General features: G+C 71.0%; 17 protein-coding genes and 1 pseudogene. 6 read left to right on the forward strand and 12 right to left on the reverse strand.

Annotation, left to right across the window (positions count from 1 at the left end):
• A pseudogene (locus KBX08_RS17400) lies at positions 1 to 548 on the reverse strand (MarR family transcriptional regulator); the annotation flags it as partial.
• 78 nt (positions 549 to 626) lie between these two features.
• Between KBX08_RS17400 and xylA the strand changes: the two are divergent.
• The 3 genes from xylA (at position 627) to KBX08_RS17415 (ending at position 4,778) form a co-directional block, all read left to right on the forward strand.
• Positions 627 to 1,814: a xylose isomerase gene (gene xylA / locus KBX08_RS17405; RefSeq protein WP_210784534.1), complete on the forward strand. Its 1,188-nt coding sequence runs from the start codon at positions 627 to 629 to the stop codon at positions 1,812 to 1,814.
• Positions 1,815 to 1,823: 9 nt separating this feature from the next.
• Positions 1,824 to 3,251 carry a xylulokinase gene (xylB, locus tag KBX08_RS17410; protein ID WP_210784535.1) on the forward strand — a complete coding sequence of 476 codons (1,428 nt, stop codon included), beginning with the start codon at positions 1,824 to 1,826 and terminating at the stop codon, positions 3,249 to 3,251.
• A 93-nt stretch (positions 3,252 to 3,344) separates the two neighbouring features.
• Complete coding sequence (locus KBX08_RS17415) at positions 3,345 to 4,778, forward strand: MFS transporter (protein WP_210784536.1); 1,434 nt, start codon at positions 3,345 to 3,347, stop codon at positions 4,776 to 4,778.
• Positions 4,779 to 4,941: 163 nt separating this feature from the next.
• Here the strand turns inward: KBX08_RS17415 and KBX08_RS17420 are convergent, their stop codons facing one another.
• The 5 genes from KBX08_RS17420 to KBX08_RS17440 all read right to left on the reverse strand — a co-directional run bounded on the left by KBX08_RS17420 (position 4,942) and on the right by KBX08_RS17440 (position 11,195).
• The gene (locus KBX08_RS17420; RefSeq protein ID WP_210784588.1) at positions 4,942 to 6,615 is read right to left on the reverse strand and encodes a glycoside hydrolase family 13 protein; all 1,674 of its coding nucleotides are present in this window, start codon (positions 6,613 to 6,615) and stop codon (positions 4,942 to 4,944) included.
• A gap of 30 nt (positions 6,616 to 6,645) precedes the next feature.
• Positions 6,646 to 7,692, reverse strand: a complete 1,047-nt coding sequence (locus KBX08_RS17425) for a LacI family DNA-binding transcriptional regulator (RefSeq protein WP_210784537.1) — start codon at positions 7,690 to 7,692, stop codon at positions 6,646 to 6,648.
• A gap of 69 nt (positions 7,693 to 7,761) precedes the next feature.
• Positions 7,762 to 8,730 carry a carbohydrate ABC transporter permease gene (locus tag KBX08_RS17430; RefSeq protein WP_210784538.1) on the reverse strand — a complete coding sequence of 323 codons (969 nt, stop codon included), beginning with the start codon at positions 8,728 to 8,730 and terminating at the stop codon, positions 7,762 to 7,764.
• A gap of 1 nt (position 8,731) precedes the next feature.
• A complete protein-coding gene (locus KBX08_RS17435; protein WP_210784539.1) occupies positions 8,732 to 9,778 on the reverse strand; it encodes a carbohydrate ABC transporter permease in 1,047 nt (348 codons plus the stop codon).
• A gap of 70 nt (positions 9,779 to 9,848) precedes the next feature.
• On the reverse strand, positions 9,849 to 11,195 hold the full coding sequence (locus KBX08_RS17440; protein WP_210784540.1) for an ABC transporter substrate-binding protein: 1,347 nt from the start codon (positions 11,193 to 11,195) through the stop codon (positions 9,849 to 9,851).
• A gap of 254 nt (positions 11,196 to 11,449) precedes the next feature.
• On the opposite strand from KBX08_RS17440, the gene KBX08_RS17445 reads away from it, so the two are divergent.
• A complete protein-coding gene (locus KBX08_RS17445; RefSeq protein WP_210784541.1) occupies positions 11,450 to 12,223 on the forward strand; it encodes a M23 family metallopeptidase in 774 nt (257 codons plus the stop codon).
• Between the two features lie 51 nt (positions 12,224 to 12,274).
• Here KBX08_RS17445 and KBX08_RS17450 read toward each other — a convergent pair whose 3' ends face one another.
• The 5 genes from KBX08_RS17450 to KBX08_RS17470 all read right to left on the reverse strand — a co-directional run bounded on the left by KBX08_RS17450 (position 12,275) and on the right by KBX08_RS17470 (position 14,719).
• Positions 12,275 to 12,769, reverse strand: coding sequence for a TspO/MBR family protein (locus KBX08_RS17450; RefSeq protein WP_210784542.1), 495 nt, complete (start codon positions 12,767 to 12,769; stop codon positions 12,275 to 12,277).
• A gap of 172 nt (positions 12,770 to 12,941) precedes the next feature.
• Complete coding sequence (locus KBX08_RS17455; RefSeq protein WP_007464364.1) at positions 12,942 to 13,085, reverse strand: GPGG-motif small membrane protein; 144 nt, start codon at positions 13,083 to 13,085, stop codon at positions 12,942 to 12,944.
• The gene (locus tag KBX08_RS17460; protein ID WP_091405690.1) at positions 13,076 to 13,852 is read right to left on the reverse strand and encodes a metallophosphoesterase; all 777 of its coding nucleotides are present in this window, start codon (positions 13,850 to 13,852) and stop codon (positions 13,076 to 13,078) included. The genes KBX08_RS17455 and KBX08_RS17460 overlap by 10 nt, the downstream gene beginning before the upstream one ends.
• 10 nt (positions 13,853 to 13,862) lie before the next feature.
• A complete protein-coding gene (locus KBX08_RS17465) occupies positions 13,863 to 14,138 on the reverse strand; it encodes a hypothetical protein (protein ID WP_112676011.1) in 276 nt (91 codons plus the stop codon).
• On the reverse strand, positions 14,135 to 14,719 hold the full coding sequence (locus tag KBX08_RS17470) for a nucleotidyltransferase family protein (RefSeq protein ID WP_210784543.1): 585 nt from the start codon (positions 14,717 to 14,719) through the stop codon (positions 14,135 to 14,137). Before KBX08_RS17470 ends, KBX08_RS17465 begins: the two co-directional genes overlap by 4 nt.
• Positions 14,720 to 14,901: 182 nt before the next feature.
• Here KBX08_RS17470 and KBX08_RS17475 point away from each other — a divergent pair, with 182 nt between their 5' ends.
• On the forward strand, positions 14,902 to 15,570 hold the full coding sequence (locus tag KBX08_RS17475; RefSeq protein WP_210784589.1) for a thymidylate kinase: 669 nt from the start codon (positions 14,902 to 14,904) through the stop codon (positions 15,568 to 15,570).
• On the opposite strand, the gene KBX08_RS17480 is transcribed toward KBX08_RS17475, so the two are convergent.
• Positions 15,555 to 16,247, reverse strand: a complete 693-nt coding sequence (locus tag KBX08_RS17480) for an SDR family NAD(P)-dependent oxidoreductase (RefSeq protein WP_210784544.1) — start codon at positions 16,245 to 16,247, stop codon at positions 15,555 to 15,557. The two genes, KBX08_RS17475 and KBX08_RS17480, sit on opposite strands and share 16 nt — an antisense overlap.
• Positions 16,248 to 16,417: 170 nt before the next feature.
• Here KBX08_RS17480 and KBX08_RS17485 point away from each other — a divergent pair, with 170 nt between their 5' ends.
• Positions 16,418 to 17,434, forward strand: a complete 1,017-nt coding sequence (locus KBX08_RS17485; RefSeq protein ID WP_210784545.1) for an NAD-dependent epimerase/dehydratase family protein — start codon at positions 16,418 to 16,420, stop codon at positions 17,432 to 17,434.
• The last annotated feature ends 14 nt before the right edge of the window (positions 17,435 to 17,448 follow it).

Raw genomic sequence — 17,448 nt, forward strand, 5'->3', positions numbered from 1 at the left:
GGCACCGGCACGTCACGCCAGCCGAGGTTCGGCGCGAGCCGGACCAGCCCGGCGTCGTCCACCAGGCCGGGCACCGCGAGCGCGGCCCCGACCAGGGTGAGGCCGCGCCGGGCGGCGTCCTCGCGGGCTGCCCCGGCCATCTCGACCAGGCGGGCCAGCGCGTCGGCGGGGGCGACCGGGCGCAGGTCGGCACGGTGGACGGTGCGGTGCCGGACCTGGCCGGCGAGGTCCACGACGCAGACCGCCAGGTAGTCCACGTTGACCTCCAGGCCGAGCCCGGCCGGCCCCTGATCGGCCAGGACCAGCCCGCGCGCCGGGCGGCCGGCGCCCGAGCGGGGCGCGGGATCGGACTCACTGACCAGCCGGCCGGCGAGCAGGTCCTCGACCACCGCGGACACGGTGGCTCTGGTCAGGCCGGTCGCGGTCGCCAGGTCGGCCCGGGAGGGAGGTCGGTCGGCCGTGGCGATCCGGCCGAGGACCAGGGCGAGGTTGAGCTCGCGCAGGCTGCCCTGACGGACTGCGCCGGCCGGGGCGTGGGTGAGGCTCACCCCTTGACAGTGCCATAGGGTGGGCAAATAATTCAATCGCTGAACAAATAGCGGACAACACCACCCCGGAGGTCGCTCATGGCACCCCGTCCCACCCCCGCCGACAAGTTCTCCTTCGGGCTCTGGACCGTGGGCTGGCAGGCCCGCGACCCGTTCGGTGACGCCACCCGTCCGGAGCTCGACGCGGTCGAGGCAGTGCACCGGCTCGCCGAGCTGGGCGCGTACGGCATCACCTTCCACGACGACGACCTGATCCCGTTCGGCGTCGACGCGGCCACCCGGGACCAACACATCGCCCGGTTCCGCAAGGCCCTCGACGAGACCGGCCTGGTGGTGCCGATGGTCACCACCAACCTCTTCACCCACCCGATCTTCAAGGACGGCGGCTTCACCAGCAACGACCGCGACGTCCGCCGGTACGCGCTGCGCAAGGTGCTGCGTCAGGTCGACCTGGCCGCCGAGTTGGGTGCCAGCACCTTCGTCATGTGGGGTGGCCGCGAGGGCTCCGAGTACGACCTCGCCAAGGACGTCCGCGCCGCCCTGGACCGCTACCGCGAGGCCGTGGACCTGCTCACCCAGTACTCCATCGACAAGGGCTACAACCTGCGGTTCGCCCTGGAGCCCAAGCCCAACGAGCCGCGCGGCGACATCCTGCTGCCGACCATCGGGCACGCGCTCGGCTTCATCTCCCAGCTGGCCCACCCGGAGCTGGTCGGCCTCAACCCGGAGGTCGGCCACGAGCAGATGGCCGGGCTCAACTACGCCCACGGCATCGCCCAGGCGCTCTGGCAGGGCAAGCTGTTCCACCTGGACCTCAACGGCCAGCGCGGCATCAAGTACGACCAGGACCTGGTCTTCGGCCACGGTGACCTGATGAACGCGTTCGCCCTGGTGGACCTCCTGGAGAACGGCGGCCCCAACGGCGGGCCGGCCTACGACGGCCCCCGGCACTTCGACTACAAGCCGTCCCGCACCGAGGACATGGACGGTGTCTGGGCCTCCGCGGCGGCCAACATGAGCACCTACCTGCTGCTCAAGGAGCGGGCAGCGGCGTTCCGCGCCGACCCCGAGGTGGTCGAGGCGCTCGCCGCCAGCAAGGTCGGCGAGCTGAGCACGCCGACGCTCGGCGACGGCGAGGGCTACGAGGAGCTCCTGGCCGACCGGTCCGCGTTCGAGGACGTCGACGTCGACGCCGTGGCCGCCCGGGGCTTCGCCTTCGTCCGGCTCAACCAGCTCGCCGTCGAGCACCTGCTCGGCGCCCGCTGAGGCCCCGCCATGCCGTTGGTCGCAGGCGTTGACTCGTCCACCCAGTCCTGCAAGGTGGTGATCCGGGACGCGGAGACAGGCGCCCTGCTCCGGCAGGGCCGGGCACCGCACCCGGACGGCACTGAGGTCGACCCGGAAGCCTGGTGGCAGGCGCTACGTAGCGCCGCCGACCAGGCCGGCGGGTTGGCCGACGTGGCGGCGATCTCCGTCGCCGGCCAGCAGCACGGCATGGTGTGTCTCGACGAGGACGGCCGGGTGGTCCGCCCGGCGCTGCTGTGGAACGACACCCGTTCCGCCGACGCCGCCGCCGACCTCATCGAGGAGGCCGGCGGCGGCTCGGCCGGGAGTCGGTTCTGGGCCGAGGCCACCGGCAGCGTTCCGGTGGCCAGCTTCACCCTCACCAAGCTGCGCTGGCTGGCCACGCACGAGCCGGAGCGGGCAGCCCAGGTGGCGGCCGTCTGCCTGCCGCACGACTGGCTGACCTGGCGGCTGGCCGGCGCACCGGGGCTTGACGCGCTGCGTACCGACCGGGGTGATGCCAGCGGTACCAGCTACTGGTCGCCGGCCACCGGGCAATACCGACTGGACCTGCTGGAGCGCGGCTTCGGCCGGCGGTTGGTGCTGCCCGAGGTGCTCGGTCCGGCCGATTCGGCGGGAAAGCTGTCCGACGTACTGGGTGGGCCGGGCGGCGCGCTGCTCGGCGCGGGCACCGGGGACAACGCGGCCGCCGCGCTGGGCGTCGGCGCCGGCCCGGGTGACGTGATCGTCTCGATCGGCACCTCCGGCACCGTGTTCAGCGTCGCCGACGTGCCCGCCGCTGACGAGAGCGGCACCGTCGCGGGCTTCGCCGACGCGTCCGGCCGTTTCCTGCCCCTGGTCGCCACGCTCAACGCGGCCCGGGTGCTGGACGCCGCCGCCGCGATGCTCGGCGTCAACCTGGACGAGCTGGCCGAGCTGGCGCTCTCCGCGCCAGCCGGGGCGGACGGACTGGTCATGGTGCCCTACCTGGAGGGTGAGCGGACGCCGAACCGACCGCTCGCCACCGGTGCGGTGCACGGCCTGACCCTGCGCACGTCGACCCCCGCGCACCTGGCGCGGGCCGCCGTGGAGGGCATGCTCTGCGCGCTCGCCGACGGGCTGGACGCGCTGACCGCGCAGGGCGCCACCGCCCGCCGGGTCATCCTGGTCGGCGGCGGTGCCCGGTCGGCCGCGGTGCGTCAGATCGCCCCGCAGGTCTTCGGCTGCCCGGTCGTCGTCCCGCCAGCCGGGGAGTACGTCGCCGACGGCGCCGCCCGGCAGGCCGCCTGGGTCGCCCTGGGCGGCGCCGCACCGCCCGTCTGGGCGGTCGAGGGCACCGAGGAGTACGCGGCGGCGGCCGTCCCCGCCGTGCGGGACCAGTACGCCGTGGCGCGCGGATTGGTGCTCGACCGGCGCTGACAGTCGGGATCGACGCGGATGGGTGCCGGTCGACGGTGACCGGCACCCACCCGCGTGACGACCTCCTTCACGCGGTCTGGTTGGCTGCCGGTCATGACGGTGACCAGTGGCGGGCCCGGCCTGCGCCCGCACGGTCGGGGCGGTGGGCCGGCGCACCGGTTGTACAGCGTCGTGGTGTTCGTGCTGCTCGCCTCGCTGGACAACGTGGCGATCGGGCTGGTCCCCCCGCTGTACGGCCCGATCTCGGACGCGTTCGACGTGTCCGGGCGGCTGCTCGGCGTGGTCACCGCGGTCAGCTTCCTGGTCAGCGCGGTCGCGGCGGTCGGCTGGGCGTACGTCGGGGACCACACCAACCGCAAACCGCTGCTCATGGTGGGCACGCTGCTCTGGGTAGCCGGCACCGGCGGTAGCGCGCTCGCCGGCGGCTACCTGACGTTCCTGGCCGCGCAACTGGTCGCGGCGGTCGGCCTCGGCGCGGTCGGCTCGGTGGGCTTCTCCGTGGTCACCGACCTGATCTCGCCGACTCGGCGCGGGCTGGTGATGAGCTTCTGGGGGCTCTCCCAGGGGGTCGGCACCCTCGCGGGCACCCTCGTCGGCGGGCTGCTCGGGGCTGCCGACTGGCGGCGGCCGTTCCTGCTGTTGACCGGCGTCGGCCTGGTCGCCACGCTGGCCTACCTGTTCACGTACGACGTCCGGCGTGGCCAGAGCGAGCCGGAACTGGCCGGCAGGTTGGACGCCGGCGCCGAGTACGACTACCGGATCAGTCGCGCCGACCTGCCGCGCATCCTGGCCCGGCGGACCAACCGGTGGCTGATCCTGCAGGGTCTGACCGCGCAGGCCGCGTTCGGCTCGCTGGTCTGGCTGCCGGTGCTCTTCGCCGAACGGGCCGAGGCCCAGGGCTACTCCACGTCGACAGCGGTGGTGGTGGGCAGCGTCTTCGCCACCCTGTTCCAGCTCGGTGGGGTGCTTTCCATAGTGGGCGGGTTGATCGGTGACGCCGTGCAACGTCGTACCCCGCGAGGGCGGGCACTCGTCGCCTCGATCGGCATCCTCGCCGCGCTGCCGTTCTACCTGGTGTTGTTCTTCGTACCGGTGACCATCGACGTGCCGGACGGCGCGAGCGGCGGCGCGGTGGTGGGTGCGGTACTGGCCAGTGTGTTCACCGAGCCGTCGGTCGGGCTGAGCCTGCTCACCGCCATCGTGGCGCTCGCGTTGACGTCGGCCAACTCGCCGAACTGGTTCGCGTTGATCGCCGACGTCAACCCGCCGGAGCACCGGGGCACTGTCTACAGCCTGGGCAACCTGGTCAACGGGGTCGGTCGCGCCGCCGGCAACGGGCTGGTCGGGGTGGCCTTCCAGGCACTGCGAGCGGCATTCCCGCCACCGCTGAACTTCGCCGTCGGGCTGGCCGCTTTCCAGCTCTTCTTCATCCCGACCGGCGTCATGTACTGGCTGGCCTCGCGAACCTCACCAGCGGACATCGACAACGTGCACGACCTGCTACACACCCGAGCCAACCGCCTCTAACCCCACCCCGCGCGCCCCGCGATCTTGCGCTTACTGTCCCGACAGAAGCGACATCGGACCCATACCGACAACCGAAACTGCAAGATCGGCGCGGCGGGTGCGGGGCGGTCCACGCCGACCGGCCCGCCCGCGAGTACCGCGGGACGGGCCGGTGAGCGTTCGGTCAGCCGCGCAGCCAGACGGTGACGTCGGCCGGGACCGCGCCGTTGTCGTCCAGGGGCGCGCTGGCGGCGAGCACCTCGGCGCCGGCCGGCATCGGCACCGGGACGGCACCGAAGTTGGTCAGCACGGTCAGCTCACCGTTGCGGAAGCTCAGCACCTCGTCGCCGGAGGACAACCACTCCAGGGTGCCGCGACCCAGCCCGTGGGCACGGCGCAACCGAAGCGCCGTGCGATACAGCTCGTAGGTCGAGCCGGGCACGTCGCGTTGGCGGTCCAGCGCGTACTCCGCCCAGAGCGCGGGCTGCGGCAACCAGCTCGCGTCGGTCGGCCCGAAGCCGTACGACGGGGCGTCGGCCTCCCACGGGATTGGCACCCGGCAGCCGTCCCGGCCGCGTTGGGTGTGCCCGCTGCGCGTCCAGGTCGGGTCCTGCCGGGCCTCGTCGGGCAGGGTGGTGTGCTCGGGCAGCCCCAGCTCCTCACCCTGATAGAGGTACGCCGAGCCGGGCAGCGCCAGCATCAGCAGGGTGGCCGCCCGGGCCCGGCGCAGACCGAGTGCGGCGTCCGGCTGCGGGTCGCCGATGCCGATGCCGTTGGGGCGCACGGTGCCGACCGGCAGGCCGAGCCGGGAGGCGTGCCGCACCACGTCGTGGTTGGACAGCACCCAGGTGGTCGGCGCGCCGACCGAGTCGGTCGCCTCCAACGAACGGGTGATCACCGCGTACTGGGCCGGTGCGCTCCACGCGGCGAGCAGGTACTCGAAGTTGAACGCCTGGTGCATCTCGTCCGGGCGGACGTAGCGGGCCAGCCGCTCGGCCGGTTCCACCCAGGCCTCGGCGACCAGCACCCGCTCGCCGGGGTAGCTGTCCAGCACCTGCCGCCACTGCCGGTAGATCTCGTGCACGCCGTCCTGGTCCCACATCGGCGGGCGGGGCTTGTCGATCTCGTTGCCGGAGAGGATCTCCTGCGGCTCCTGCCAGTCGGCCAGGTCGGCCTGCTTGATGAGGCCGTGTGCCACGTCGACCCGGAAGCCGTCCACGCCGCGGTCCAACCAGAAGCGCAGCACGTCCAGGAACTCCGCGTGCACCTCCGGGTTGTCCCAGTTGAGGTCCGGCTGCCCGGTGTCGAACAGGTGCAGGTACCACTGGCCGGGCTGTCCGTCGGCGTCGACCGTCCGGGTCCAGGCCGGACCACCGAAGACGCTCTGCCAGTCGTTCGGCGGCTGGTCGCCGGCCGGGCCACTGCCGTCCCGGAAGATGTAGCGCGACCGTTCCGCGCTGCCGGGCGCGGCCGGCAGCGCGGCCTGGAACCAGCGATGCGCCGAGGAGGTATGGTTCGGGACCAGGTCGACGATCACCCGCAGGTTGCGGGCCCGGGCCTCGGCGATCAGCTTGTCCGCGTCGGCGAGGGTGCCGAACAGCGGGTCGATGTCGCGGTAGTCGGAGACGTCGTAGCCGGCGTCGGCCTGCGGCGAGGGGTAGAAGGGGGAGAGCCACACCGCGTCCACGCCCAGCTCGACCAGGTGGTCGAGGCGGGCGGTGATGCCGGGCAGGTCACCGATTCCGTCCCCGTCCGAGTCGGCGAACGAGCGGGGGTAGATCTGGTAGATGGAGGCCTCGGTCCACCAGCCGGTGGTCTGGTGAACGGAGGGGGTCTGCTGCGTCGGGTCGGTGTTCAGGGTCGTCTCCCGTGTTGCGGTGTTTGGGTTTCAGTGTGCCCGGGGCGGTGCTGTCGAGTCCCGGACCACCAACCGAGTGGGCAGGACCATCGGAGTGTCGCAACCGGCGTCCCGCTGACTGACGATGGGGCCCGGCGGCCGGGCCCCGAGCGGGTCGAGCAGCATCTGGGCGGCCAGCCGGCCCTGCTCGGCGGCGGGCTGGGCGACGGTGCTGAGCCCGAGCACACCGGCCAGGTCGTGGTCGTCGATGCCGACCACGCTGACGTCCTGCGGCACCCGCAGTCCGACGTCGCGCAGGGCGGTCAAAGCGCCCATCGCCATCTCGTCGCAGGCGGCGACGATCGCTGTCGGTGGCTCGCCGCGGGCCAGCAGCTCGGCGGTGGCCCGGTTGCCGCCGTCGATGGTGAAGGTGGACTCGATGTCCAGGGTCGGGTCGGGTCGCAGCCCGGCGGAGCGCAGTGCCGCCTGGTAACCCCGGCGTCGGTCGAGGTGGGTGGTGAAGGCCAACTCGTCGTCCGGGTCGCCGGAGATGTGGGCGATCCGGTGATGGCCGAGGTCGATCAGATGCTTGGTCGCGGCCCGCGCGGCCGCCACGTCGTCGATCCGTACGCACGGCCAGTTGGGCACCCTGCTGCCCGAGCTGATGGTGACGCCGGGCAGTTCCAGCGTGGCCAGCGCGGTCAGGTCGGCCGGGCGCAGCGGCGTGGCGACCAGCATCATGGCGTCCACCCGCTTGTGCAGGTTGGCCGTCCGCAGGACCCGCTGGCGGACCTGCTCCCGGCCGCCCAGGTTATAGAGCAGCAGGTCGTAGCCGGACTGGTGGAGGTACTCCTCGACCGCCTCGACGACGGTGCTGAAGAACCAGCGGGTGATCCGGGGGACCACCACCGCGACCGTGCCGGTCCGGCCGCCGGCGAGCCGGGACGCGCTCGGCGAGACCTCGTAGTCGAGTTGCTCGGCGGCGGCGAGTACCCGGCGTCGGGTGGCGGCCGAGACCGTCGGTAGTCCGCGCAGCGCCCGCGAGACGGTGGCCGTGGACACTCCGGCCAGCCGGGCCACATCATCGATCCTCGTCACGGTTTCCCCCGCTCGGTGCCCGGCGCGTCCGCCGCCGCCCGAGGGGCCGGGCGGCGGCGGACGCGCGGGTCAGCCCTTGACGCTGCCGGCGAGCAGACCTCGCACGAAGAAGCGCTGCAGGGACAGGAACACGATGAGCGGTACGACGATGCTGACGAACGCGCCGGCGGTCAGGCGCTGCCACTCGTTGCCGCGGGTGCCGGCCATCTCGGCGAGTTGGACGGTGAGCGGGGCGGTCTCATCGCCGCCACCGGCGAAGATCAATGCGACCAGCAGGTCGTTCCAGACCCAGAGGAACTGGAAGATGCCGAACGCCGCCAGCGCCGGGGTGATCAGCGGCAGCACGATGGTGCGGAAGATCTTCGGGTGGGTGGCCCCGTCGACCCGGGCCGCCTCCATCAGGTCCCCCGGCAGTTGCGAGATGAAGTTGTGCAGCAGGAAGACGGCGAACGGAAGCGCGAAGCAGGTGTGCGCGAACCACACCTGGGCGAACTTCTGCTCGTCCACCAGGTCCCAGGCCGGCATCAGTGTGACGCCGCCGAGGGTGACACCGGTGGAGAAGAACTTGAGCAGCGGCACCAGGGCCATCTGCAACGGCACGATCTGCAACGCGAAGATCGCGATGTAGACCCAGTCCCGGCCGCGGAAGTTGATCCACGCGAGCGCGTACGCGGCGAGGCACGCGAAGGCGAGCGGGAAGAGCACCGACGGGATGGTGATCGCCAGCGAGTTGATGAAGGAACCGGCGAGCTGCCCGGAGGACGACGACCGCCCGAACAGGACCTGCTGGTAGTTCTCCAACGTGAACTGGGGGTTGGTGAAGGCCGTCCACCAGCCGGTGGTCTTGATCTCGTCCTCCGGGCGGAGGGAGGAGACGAGCAGGCCGAAGGTCGGGATGGTCCAGACCACCGCGATGACGATCGAGACGAGCGTCGCGGTTCGGCTGTTCAACCGCTTGCGGACCCGGCCGGCAGTGGTGGTCGGGGTGCCGTCGGTCTTCTGGGTGCCGGCGGCGACGGTGGGCGTTGCGGTGGTCATCTCAGCCCTCCCGCTGCTGACGGAGGTTGCGGATCTGGTAGATCACGACCGGGATGACCAGGATGAAGAGGAAGACCGCGAGCGCGGAACCCTGCCCGTTCTGGCCGTACCGGAACGCCTGGTTGTACATCTCGCTGGCGATCACGCTGGTGTCGTAGTTGCCGTTCGTCGAGGTCCGGACGATGTCGAAGACCTTGAGCGTGGCGATGGTGAGGGTCACCACCACGACGATCAGCGCGGGCCGGATGCTCGGCATGGTGATCTGCCAGAACATCTGCCACGGGCTGACGCCGTCGAGCCGGGCGGCTTCGACGATGTCGCCGGGGATCGCCTTGATCGCTGCGGAGAGCACCACCATGGCGAAACCGGCCTGGATCCAGACCATGATGACGATCAGCAGCAGCGTGTTCAGTGGCGATTCGAGCAGCCACTGCTTGGGCTCACCGCCGAGGCTGACCACGATCTGGTTGAGCAGACCGATCTGATCGCCGTCGCCCCGGTAGGCGTAGACGAACTTCCAGATGATGCTGGCGCCGACGAAGGAGATGGCCATCGGCAGGAAGATCAGTGACTTGGCCACCGCCTCGAACCGGGCCTTGTCCACCAGTACGGCGTAGATCAGGCCGAACCCGGTCGCCACCAGCGGGACCAGGAGCACCCAGACCAGGGTGTTGATCAGGACCCGGAAGATCGAGTCGTCGGAGAACATCCAGCCGTAGTTGCGCAACCCCACCCAGTTGGTGCTGGTCCCATCCATCAGGGAGAGCAGCGTGGTGCGGATGGCCGGTACGACCAGGCCGATGACGAGCAGCAGCAGCGTCGGCAGCAGGAAGAAGAACGCGAAGAGCCCTTCCCTCTGCTTGCGTCGGCGGGGCAGCGGGCCCCCGCCTACGGAGGCAGCGATGAGCTGCGCCTCCCGCCGGCGGGCGAACCAGGCCGGCACCACGTCGAGCAGCAGTAGGAGACCACCCACCACCAGCACGAAGGCGACCAGCCCGTACATCAGCATGAGGAGCTTCGGCTGCTGATCGGCGAAGTCGAACTCCATCAACCCTCCCTTCCGGGTCCACCTCGGCCGGTGGCCCGGGCCGCGAACGCGGACCGGGCCACCGCCGGGATCACTTAGGCCAGCTGCTCTCGATGCCCTGGAGCACCGGGGCGGTCGCCTTGCCGTTCAGCCACTCGACCATGCCCTTCCAGAACGTCCCCGCGCCGACGGCGGCCGGCATCAGGTCGGATCCGTCGAAGCGGAACGTGCCCGTCTTGTCCTGGAGGATCTGGACGGAGAGCTTGTCGATCGGGCTGGCGACGTTGGCGATGTCCAGCTTGTTGTTCGCCGTGACCCAGTTGCCGAGCTTCGCGCGGCTGTTCACGTACTCGGCGGAGACCAGGTAGGTCTGCACCGCCTGGACCTCGGGACGGTCGGCGTAGCCGACGACGAACTCGCCAGCGCCCAGCACCGGCTTGCCCTTGGCCGGGTCGATGGCCGGGAGGTAGAAGGCGAACGCGTCGCCGTCCTCGGCCACCTTGGTGCCCTCGGGGAACTGGTTGGCGTAGAACGACGCCTGTCGGTGCATCGCGCACTTGCCGGTGGTCACCGGCAGGCCCGCCTCCTGGAAGGCGGTGGTGGTGATGCTCTTGACGCCGCCGAAGCCGCCGTTCATGTACTTGTCGTTCTTGAGGATGCTGCCGGCGCGGTCAACCGCGTCGACGACCTTCGGGTCGTTGAACGGGATGGCGTGGGTGGTCCACTGGTCGTAGACCTCGGGGCCGCCCGTCCGCAGCAGCACGTCCTCGATCCAGTCGGTGGCCGGCCAGCCGGTGGCGTCACCGGACTCGACGCCCGCGCACCACGGCTTCGTGCCGCTGGCGGCGATCTTGTCGCTCAGGGCGATGAGCTGGTCCCAGGTGGTCGGGACCTCCCAGCCCTTCTCCTTGAACGTCTTCGGCGAGTACCAGACGAAGGACTTCACGTTGGCGCCGAGCGGCACGCCGTAGAGCGTCCCGTTGACGGTGCCGTACTTCAGCCAGTCGGCCGGCATGTTCTGCTCGGCGAGGGCCTTGGTGTCGGCGCTCAGGTTCTTCAGCTTGCCGGCGTCCGCGAAGCGCTTCACCAGGCCCGGCTGCGGCACGAAGGCGATGTCGGGCGCGTTGCCACCGTCGACCCGGACGGGGAGCTGCGCCTCGAACTCGCCGCTGCCCTCGTAGTCGATCTCGATGCCGGTGCAGTCGGTGAACTGCGACCACGACCGCTCCAGCAGGTCGGCCTCGGCGTCACGGATGGACGCGTAGATGGAGACCTTCTTGCCGTCGTGGCCCTCGTACTTGTCGTATGCGGCGCACTCCGCGGAGCCCGCGTTGTTGCTCTTCTTGTCGTCGCCGGTACCGCAGGCGGTGGCGCTGAGCGCCAGCCCGAGTACACCGGCGATCACGAAGGCCTGGCGTGGTCTGGTAAAGACCGCCATGCCGTCCTCCTTCCTAGCCGGCGCGGTCGTGCTGGTGACCCGTCGCCGGTCCGATTGGGCGTGCACACATGTAAGCGCTTGCATCCGGCCCGGGTCCACCCCCTGTCAGACACGAGCGAGTAACAATCCGGAAACCTGCGGGCTGCCCTGGTGGGCGCGCTCCCCCGGGACAAGCTGGGGACTCTTTCGAAGAGTGACGATATCTGTCAGGCTGAGGGCACCGGATCGAAGGTTTTCGACATAGGAGGAGCTGTATGCGAAAGCGGTGGATCAGCCTGCTGGTGACGGGTCTCTTCGTCGGGGGAGCGCTGGTGCCGGCGACCCCGGCGATGGCCGCGCCGACCTTCAAGGTGCCGTTCCCGTGCGGCCAGTCCTGGTCCGGGCAGACCCGGTCGGACCACAGCCCGGCGTACGCCGTCGACTTCAACCGCACCGACGATCAGGGTGACCCGGTGGTGGCGAGCGCCCCCGGCACCGTCGACCGGGTTACCGACCTCGGCGGCACCAGCTACGGCAAATACGTCAGAATCAACCACGGGGGCGGTTACAGCACCTACTACGCGCACCTCAACGGCTTCAACGTCTCGGTCGGGCAGACGGTCGGGTACGGCAAGGTGCTCGGCTGGGTCGGCACCACCGGCGGATCGACCGGCCCCCACCTGCACTACGAGCAGCGCCTCAACGGCGCCGACATCCAGGTCCGCTTCAACGGCACCCTCGCGCTCTACTGGGGCAGCAAGAGCTACACCAGTAACAACGGGTGCTCCTCGGGCAGCGGCAACGGCACCGTCGACACCAGCGGCACGCCACTGACCGTCCGCTCCGGCCCCGGCACCGGGTACGCCTCGGTGGGCACCGTCGCCGACGGCACCCGGGTGACCATCGCCTGCCAGACCAGTGGCACCACTGTCACCGGCACGTACGGCACCAGCTCGATCTGGGACCGGATCGGCTCCGGCCGCTACATCGCCGACGCGTACGTGTACACCGGCTCCGACGGCTACATCCCGGGCGTGCCCCGCTGCTGACCCGGTGACGGCCACGGTCCCCGGCGGGCACCCCCGCCGGGGACCGTGCGGTCAGTTGTTCAGCTGCCAGATCGACAGGTTCAACGCGGCGGCGAAGGTGACCCAGGCCCAGTACGGCAGCAGCAGCGCCGTCGCCACCCGGGACACCCGGGCGAACAGCACCACGGTCAGGCCGATCGCCAGCCACATCAGCACGATCTCGGCGAACGCCAGACCGTACTGCCCGGCGCCGAAGAACAGCGGGGTCCAGATCGCGTTGAGCACGAGTTGGGCCATCCAGGCCCAGAGGGCGGGGGAGAAGCCGACCCGGCGCCAGACCAGCCAGCCGGCCACCGCGATCAGCGCGTAGAGCAGTGACCAGACCGGGCCGAACAGCCACGACGGCGGTGCCCAGCCGGGCTGCCGCAGGTTCGCGTACTCCTCGGTGGTGCCCTGCACGCCCAGCCCGCCGATCGCGGCCGCCACGAAGACCGCCGCCGCGAAACCGGCGAGGGCCCACCACGCTCGCCGCCCGGAGGTCGCCGGCGCGTCCTGAGATATCTCCATGGTCGAGATATTTCCTCTCGGGGTCGGCTCAAACCGCCGAGCGGGAGGGCGGTTCACCGGGCCGGCCACCCACGAAAAAGCGCCGGGATCGCCACGGCCGGTGCTTCTGTCGGGAGGACGAAGCTCCGGTCGCGGCGACCCCGGCGGGTCCCGTTGTCAAGGCGTATGAGCGCTAATTGAAGATGCTGACACCACCCGGGCCGACCAACAGCCCGACGACGATGAGGACGATGCCCCACAGGATCTGCCGGCGGAACAGCGCGAGGATGCCGGCGACCACGAGTACGACTGCGAGAATCCAGAGAATCAGCTCCATGACCTCTGACTACCCGACTGGCCGATCGGGGAAACCTGGTCGGTGTCGAGTTGATCGCCAACGTGAAAGACGCTGTACGCCTGCTTGATCACCGGGTGCGCGACGTTGCGGACGCGTACCCCGCCGGGGGTCGTGCCGCGCTCGGTGCCGGCGTGCGCGTGCCCGTGCACGGCCAGCGCCGTGGGCGCCGAGTCGATCGCCTGCCCCAACTGGTACGACCCCAGGAACGGGTAGATCTCCAACGGCTCGCCGGCCAGCGTGTCCGGCACCGGCGAGTAGTGGGTGAGCGCGACCAGCATGTCGCAGTCCAGTGAGCGCAGCGCCGCACCGAGACGGTCCGCGCTGTCGGTGGTGGTCCGCACGAAGGCCTTCATCTCCGGCTCGCCGAAGTCACTGGCACACCGCCCGGCGAACCCGCCGCCGAAGCCCTTGACGCCGGCGATGCCGAGCCGGCCACCGGCGCAGTCCAGCACGACGCCGTTGCCCTCGAGCACTGTGATGCCCGCGTCCTCCAGCACCTTGACCACCTGTGGCACCTGGTCGCACTGGTGGTCGTGGTTGCCCAGCACTGTCACCACCGGTACGGCCAACCCACCGAACTCCTCTGCCACGCAGCGCGCCTCGGCCTCGGTGCCGTGCCGGGTCAGGTCCCCGGCCAGCAGCAGCACATCGGCGCACTCCGGCAGTTCCTCCAACGCCGGTCGGAACCGGCCGACCACGTCCTCGTCCAGATGCACGTCGCCCACAGCGGCAATCCGGATCACCATGGAACCTCCCTCAGGGCAGTTGCTCGATCTCCGTGGGCGCTTGGGCGCGGATCACCCCGATGTCGCTGGTGACCGGCACGTCCGGGAAGCGCTCGGACACCCGACGCAGGATCTCCTCCCGCCGGTGCGGACTCTCCACCTCGCCGTAGAGCACGAGGGCGCGTTCCCGTCGAACCACTGTGATCCCCTGTTCGGCGACGGCGGGGTCCTCGACGAGCAACCGTTGGATCTCCGCCTCGACGTACTCGTCAGGTGGCCCGGCGTCGATGTCGCGATGGTGGGTCACGATGTCCCCTCTCCTGGCTGGGTGCCGGCGGCCGGCACCACCTCCAGCCGGTCCAGCAGCACCAGGAACGCCTCGGCGTACGGCGAGTGCTGCGTCTCCTTGCGTACCCGTTCCCAGTCGATCTGCTCCCGCAGCGAGCGGGCCAGCGGGAGCCCGCGGGCGAAGTCGCAGTAGTGCTGGGAGAAGCTGAGCAGTTTGTGCACCATCAGCTGGGTCGCGGACAGCACCGGCATGCGAATCGCGTCCACCGGTCGGATGACCGTGTCGGTGAACGTCTCCTCGGTGACCGGTGTCTCGATCGGCCGGTGGATCAGGTCCACCATCCGGTCGTCGTCGAACACCTTCACCAGCCAGTCCTCCGGTGGACGCTCGGCGACGAAGCCGGCGGCCACCAGGGCTTCCAGTGCCTCTTCCACGTCGGCCTCCCGAATCAGGAAGTCGACGTCGTGATCGCTGGAGTGGCCTCCGTGGGCGTAGACCGCGAAGCTGCCGCCCAGGGCGAACGGAATTTCGGACTGCTTGAGCACGGCGGCGACCTTCTTGAGGGTGTGCACAAGACTCTCGTCTCCGCGCTCAGCCATCTGGTTCCTCCGTCGTCGTGTTGGTGGACCGGCGGTTGGATTTCAAACTCCGGTACCCGGCATTCCGGTCGTCCACACCTGCTGGTGTCTCGGTCGGGCGTCAACAGGGATGAAGCACCACAAACCTCGCGGACCAGGTGCGTGGGTCGGATAACCTGTGGAGAGTGGCCAGATCATCGGGGATGCGACGACGCAAGGCCCGATTGCGCACCGTCGCCCTGATCGGGATCGACGGTTCGGGCAAGACCACTCAGGCACACCGGCTGGCCGACGCGCTGAACGCCGCCGGACGCCCCGCCACCTACCGCCGCAACGCCAGTGGCCGCCGCTGGCTCGGCCGGCTCGCCCAACGCCTCGGCCGGCCGGACGCGCAACGGCTCGTCGGTCGTGACGGCGTGCTGGCCGTGGAGTCGGTGCTGCGCTGGCTGGCCATCGCCATCGCCCTGATCAGCTGTCTGCTCACCGGCCGGACGGCGGTGATGGACCGCTACTCGGCCTGCCAGTACGCGAGCATCCGGGCGCACGGCGGGCAGCGCTGGGAGCGGCTCGCCCGGGCCGGCTACCGGCTGTTCCCGACGCCGCAGGTGACCTTCCTGCTCGCCGTCGACCCGGCGGAGGCGTACCGGCGCATCGAGGAACGCGGCACCGACCACGAGACGATGGGGTGGCTGACCGCCGCCGACACCGCCTACCGGGCACTGCCCGAGTACCCCAGCTTCGTGCTGGTGGACGCGGGCCGCCCGGCCGAGGAGGTGACCGAGCAGATCCAGGCGCACCTGGAGACGTGGTTACCGTCGTCCGCCTCGGGTGGAGAGGACGTCGGCCCGGTGGTGGCTCAGGCCCGCCCGTAGACCGGCACTGTGGCACCACTGGTCGGGGCGGAATCCGCCGACGCGAGGAACCGGATCACCGGCGCGATCTCGGCCGGGGTGACCCAGCGGGAATGGTCGGCGTCGGGCTGGGCCGCCCGGTTCGCCGGAGTGTCGATGACGCTGGGCAGCACTGTGTTGCAGCGCACGTTCTGCGACCGGTACTCGACAGCTACCGCGTTGGCGAAGGCCAGCACCGCCGCCTTGGCCGTCGAGTAGCCGGCCGCGCCGCGGAACGGGGCGACCGCCGCGCGGGCCGAGACGCAGACCACCGCGCCGCCGCCGGACGCCACCAGGTGCGGGAGCGCGGCCTGGGTGACCAGGTAGGTCGGCCGCAGGTTGACGGCGAGCATCCGCTCGAACTCCTCGACCGGGGTCTCGTGCACCAACCCGCCGCTGGCGTACCCCCCGACGAGGTTGACCACCGCGCGCAGCGGCGCCGCCGGTTCGCCGGCCGCGGCCTCGACCGCCTGCGCCGCGCCCGCCGGCTCGCCCAGGTCCGCGACCACGCGGACCAGTCCGGCCGCCGCCGGCTCCGACCCGGGCCGGGTTTTCCGCTCCGGTACGACCACCCGCCAGCCCGCCTCGGCGAACGCGGTCACGACCGCCCCGCCAAGGCCCCCGAACCCCCCGGTAACCAACACGCTGCCCAGTCCCATACGCCCCACGCTAGTGCCCCCCACGCCCCTGCGCGCCCCTCCGCCCGCCTCCGTCGATCATGAAGTTGTTGCCGTGACACGCCGATCCGAGTGGCAACAACTTCATGATCACGGTCTGCCGTCGGCAGAGCGGCTGGGTTGTTCGGAGCTGGGGGGAGCAGGATCGGCGGATGCGGATCCTCATTCTCGGTGGCACCCAGTTCCTCGGCCGGGCGACGGCACGGCTCGCCGTCGAACAGGGTCACGAGGTCACCTGCGCGGCCCGGGGCGTGTCCGGCACGGTGCCGGCCGGGGCGCGGTTCGTCGCGGCCGACCGCGATGATCCCGAGTCGCTCGTCCCGCTCGCCGCCGAGGGCTTCGACGCAGTGGTCGACGTGACCCGCCAGATCAGCCACGCCCGGCACGCGCTCGCCGCGCTCGCCGACCACGTCGGCCACTGGTCGTTCGTGTCGACGATCTCGGTGTACGCGGACCACACCACCCCGGGCCAGACCGCTGCGGACGCGGCGATCCTGGCGCCGGCCCCGCCGGACGTGGACGGTCCGGTCGGCCCGGACCACCGCTGGTACGGCGAGTGCAAGGTGAGCATCGAGGAACTGGTCCGGGAGCGGGTCGGCGTGGACCGTTCGTTCATCTGCCGGGCGGGGCTGATCGTCGGCGCGGAGGATCCGAGCGATCGTTTCCCGTACTGGGTGCGGCGGCTGTCGGCCGGCGGCGAGGTGCTGGCCCCCGGGCGTCCGACCGATCGGGTGCAGTTCGTGGACGTCGCCGATCTGGCGCGTTGGCTGTTGCACGCCGCCGGCACCCGACTCGGCGGCACGTACGACGGCACCGGTCCGGCGATGTCCCGGGCCGACCTGCTGGCCGGTGTGGCCGCCGGGCTGGGCGTCGCCGATCCGGCTCTCACCTGGGTCGACCAGGAGTTCCTGGTGTCCCACGACGTACGCGAGTGGTCGGGGGAGCGGGCGTTGCCGCTCTGGGTGCGACTGCCGGAGACCGCCGGCCTGATGGACCGGGACGTCCGACCGGCCCTGGACGCCGGTCTGACGGTCCGTCCGCTGGCCGATACCGTTCGGGCGACCGCGTGCTGGATGGCCGCACAGCCGGCGGCCGTCCGGCAGGGTGGACTCGGCCCGGCGGATGAGGCGGCGATCCTGGGGAAGTGGCAGGCTGTGCGGGACCGGTGATCCCGGCGATCGAA

Origin of the sequence: Micromonospora sp. H61 (assembly GCF_018070325.1) — a bacterium.
GTDB lineage: Bacteria > Actinomycetota > Actinomycetes > Mycobacteriales > Micromonosporaceae > Micromonospora > Micromonospora salmantinae.

Coding starts and splice junctions, on each gene's coding strand:
- xylA (WP_210784534.1), top strand. CDS start 627: ATGGCACCCCGTCCCACCCCCGCCGACAAGTTCTCCTTCGGGCTCTGG.
- xylB (WP_210784535.1), top strand. CDS start 1,824: ATGCCGTTGGTCGCAGGCGTTGACTCGTCCACCCAGTCCTGCAAGGTG.
- KBX08_RS17415 (WP_210784536.1), top strand. CDS start 3,345: ATGACGGTGACCAGTGGCGGGCCCGGCCTGCGCCCGCACGGTCGGGGC.
- KBX08_RS17430 (WP_210784538.1), bottom strand. CDS start 8,730: ATGACCACCGCAACGCCCACCGTCGCCGCCGGCACCCAGAAGACCGAC.
- KBX08_RS17435 (WP_210784539.1), bottom strand. CDS start 9,778: ATGGAGTTCGACTTCGCCGATCAGCAGCCGAAGCTCCTCATGCTGATG.
- KBX08_RS17440 (WP_210784540.1), bottom strand. CDS start 11,195: ATGGCGGTCTTTACCAGACCACGCCAGGCCTTCGTGATCGCCGGTGTA.
- KBX08_RS17445 (WP_210784541.1), top strand. CDS start 11,450: ATGCGAAAGCGGTGGATCAGCCTGCTGGTGACGGGTCTCTTCGTCGGG.
- KBX08_RS17450 (WP_210784542.1), bottom strand. CDS start 12,769: ATGGAGATATCTCAGGACGCGCCGGCGACCTCCGGGCGGCGAGCGTGG.
- KBX08_RS17455 (WP_007464364.1), bottom strand. CDS start 13,085: ATGGAGCTGATTCTCTGGATTCTCGCAGTCGTACTCGTGGTCGCCGGC.
- KBX08_RS17460 (WP_091405690.1), bottom strand. CDS start 13,852: ATGGTGATCCGGATTGCCGCTGTGGGCGACGTGCATCTGGACGAGGAC.
- KBX08_RS17470 (WP_210784543.1), bottom strand. CDS start 14,719: ATGGCTGAGCGCGGAGACGAGAGTCTTGTGCACACCCTCAAGAAGGTC.
- KBX08_RS17475 (WP_210784589.1), top strand. CDS start 14,902: ATGCGACGACGCAAGGCCCGATTGCGCACCGTCGCCCTGATCGGGATC.
- KBX08_RS17480 (WP_210784544.1), bottom strand. CDS start 16,247: ATGGGACTGGGCAGCGTGTTGGTTACCGGGGGGTTCGGGGGCCTTGGC.
- KBX08_RS17485 (WP_210784545.1), top strand. CDS start 16,418: ATGCGGATCCTCATTCTCGGTGGCACCCAGTTCCTCGGCCGGGCGACG.